At 31.9% G+C, this 2464-nt stretch carries 5 protein-coding genes; 2 read left to right on the top strand and 3 right to left on the bottom strand.

The annotated features are described in order from the left end of the window. Nucleotides 1-151 precede the first annotated feature (151 nt). Both SPD90_RS14230 and SPD90_RS14225 read left to right on the top strand, forming a co-directional pair. A complete protein-coding gene (locus tag SPD90_RS14230; RefSeq protein ID WP_320925662.1) occupies nucleotides 152-586 on the top strand; it encodes a hypothetical protein in 435 nt (144 codons plus the stop codon). A 50-nt stretch (nucleotides 587-636) separates the two neighbouring features. Beyond that, entirely contained in the window at nucleotides 637-951 is a 315-nt protein-coding gene (locus tag SPD90_RS14225) for a DUF1540 domain-containing protein (protein WP_320625116.1), read from the top strand. Between the two features lie 108 nt (nucleotides 952-1059). Here SPD90_RS14225 and SPD90_RS14220 read toward each other — a convergent pair whose 3' ends face one another. From SPD90_RS14220 to SPD90_RS14210, 3 genes are all read right to left on the bottom strand, one after another. Next, nucleotides 1060-1731: a YczE/YyaS/YitT family protein gene (locus SPD90_RS14220; RefSeq protein ID WP_320625117.1), complete on the bottom strand. Its 672-nt coding sequence runs from the start codon at nucleotides 1729-1731 to the stop codon at nucleotides 1060-1062. A gap of 87 nt (nucleotides 1732-1818) precedes the next feature. After that, nucleotides 1819-2232 carry a DUF3785 domain-containing protein gene (locus tag SPD90_RS14215; RefSeq protein WP_320925661.1) on the bottom strand — a complete coding sequence of 138 codons (414 nt, stop codon included), beginning with the start codon at nucleotides 2230-2232 and terminating at the stop codon, nucleotides 1819-1821. Nucleotides 2233-2250: 18 nt separating this feature from the next. Continuing rightward, on the bottom strand, nucleotides 2251-2464 hold a 214-nt coding region (locus tag SPD90_RS14210; RefSeq protein WP_320925660.1), incomplete at its 5' end, for a transglycosylase domain-containing protein.

Genomic DNA, 2464 nt, shown 5'->3' with positions numbered 1-2464 from the left:
TTTTTTCAAATATAAATTCCTTTATTTTGCTAGAATAAATTTTTAAATTTAAGTAGGGAAAGTAATATTTTTTATCAAATATAAATAAAATGATAAAAAAGTCTTTATTTCAAATCGATAATTATGGAATTGTTAATAATGGAGGGTTTATATGAACGATAAAATAAAAGAAATTGAAAATAAATTACCTAAGGACTGCTGTTGCCTGTGCTCTCATCTGACTTTAGAAGGACCAGATGAATTTTTTAAATACGAGATTAAATGCGTAATCAACGACTCTACTCCAGATCCCAAAGACTGCTGCGAACACTTTGAGGTAGAACACTCCGATTTAACTACCTCTGACTTGGACAATTTATATCTAAATTTTTTAGAAGCATGCATAAAGGTTAAATACGAGGATTATTTAAACAGCCTATACTGGAAATTATTTAGAGAGCAAATTTTATACAAAAATCACTACAGATGCACTATCTGCCACTCGAACGAAAATGTTGAAGTCTACCACCTAAATAAAAAATTTGGACGAGAAACAGAGGATGATGTTATACTATTATGCTCTAAATGTTTAAAAAAAGATGAATAGTTTTTTTCAATCCTGCACATACTAAAGAAAAATTATGGAGGTAATCAATTATGAAAAATTTAAAATGCAATGCTGAAAAATGTGTCTATAACAAACATCGCGAATGTTACGCTGGTAAAATCAACGTAGACGGTGACACAGCTACAACTGTTGCAGATACTTATTGTGCTACTTTTAGAGAAAATGAAGCTCCTTCTTTTTCTAGTAATGCAGGTCACTGCTGTCACGAAGAACACGCAGTAGGAACTGCTGAGATCAAATGTGAAGCCGTAAACTGCGTATATAACGAACAAAAGCTTTGCCACGCTCCAGCTGTACAAATCAATGATATGGATGCTAGCTGCAACACTTTTAAAGCTAGATAGTTAATTTATGTACTTAAAAAGGGATATCATCATAATTTATGATCTATCCCTTTTAATTTAATCTTCATCGATAGCTTAGCAATTTCGATTTACATAGTTATCTTGAATTTATGCACTTTTTTTATTTTCTAATAATTCCTTTATATATCTAATATCGTCTGTTATTATTCTATGCTTAATTTTCTTAGAATCTATATTGCAAATTTTAAATCCTATCTGAATAGCATAACCAAGACCAAACGCACTCATAACAGTACCAAGACCAACTTGACCTCCTAAAAGCCATCCACTTACCAATGCTGTAAGCTCTATACCAGTTCTAAGAGCTCCGACTGGCTTAGACGTCTTTTTATTAAGTGCAAGCATAAGTCCATCCCTCGGACCACTTCCAAGCCCTGCACCTAGATACACCACTGTCGCAACCGCAGAAATAATTATCCCTATTATCATCATAATAATTCCCATAAATAAATTATCTGCAACAGGAATTATATTAGCAGCCTTTATCATATCTAGAAATACACCTATAAAGATCATATTAAGCACAGTTCCCCAGCCTACACCTTCTCCTAGAACTGCATCTAATATAACTATCACAAGACCTACTGTTATAGAAGCCTGCCCCATAGTGATTCCAGTCTTCAGTGATATTCCTTGGTGAAACGCATCCCAAGGAGATAGTCCGATTTGAGCATTTACCATAACGACTATTCCAAGACCATACAAGAAAAAGCCTATAAACAGTCTAACTAATAAGTACAATATTCTTTTTATATTCATACATGCCTCCCCATAATACAAAATTATACATTAAAAGAGAATTATAAATAACACATTATAATTCTCCATATATATCTCTATTTATATTTAAACTACACAGTTTTCTATTTGAATCAATGTATCTTGACAATTTTTACAAATTATAAGACTAACTATATAGCTGTCGTCTACTTTTTTAGCCTTCAAAAGCTTATTAAAAGACTGACCTTCATATTCATTTTGGATATCACTTATAACAAAATTTTGATTTTTAGTGTATATATAGAAGTGATACTCTAAAAAAGGAAAGAATTTTTGCTTTTCCTTAACTCCAGCAAGACACTCAACACACGCTTCCTTATAGTATTGGATATCGAAATCTATCTCATCTAAATCTACAAGCATATCAAGTATATCGTCTAAGCTCAAGCCCTTCACTGGTTTCTCTTCATCATTTAATAAGCATACATTTTTATCTTTTTCTATTATATATTCTTTTTCGTCATAAACAAATTTTAACATATTTAACTCCCTACTCAATTAATCTATTTCTGATGCAAACAAAGTCGGATCATCGACTGCCTCTTGATACTCATCCTTTGATATATATCCTTGTTCTAGCATATCATTAAGTACCTGTATTTGTCTAGCCTTAGCTTGATCGTGTTGATTAAATCTATAAGGGTTATTCGTGATACCTGCAAGCATTGCGCACTCTGCTAAATTTAATTCAGATACATCCTTATTAAAGTAA

This window comes from Intestinibacter sp., from assembly GCF_034113885.1.
In the GTDB taxonomy this organism is placed as follows: domain Bacteria; phylum Bacillota; class Clostridia; order Peptostreptococcales; family Peptostreptococcaceae; genus Intestinibacter.
This window is presented reverse-complemented; position numbering and strand designations above follow the sequence as displayed.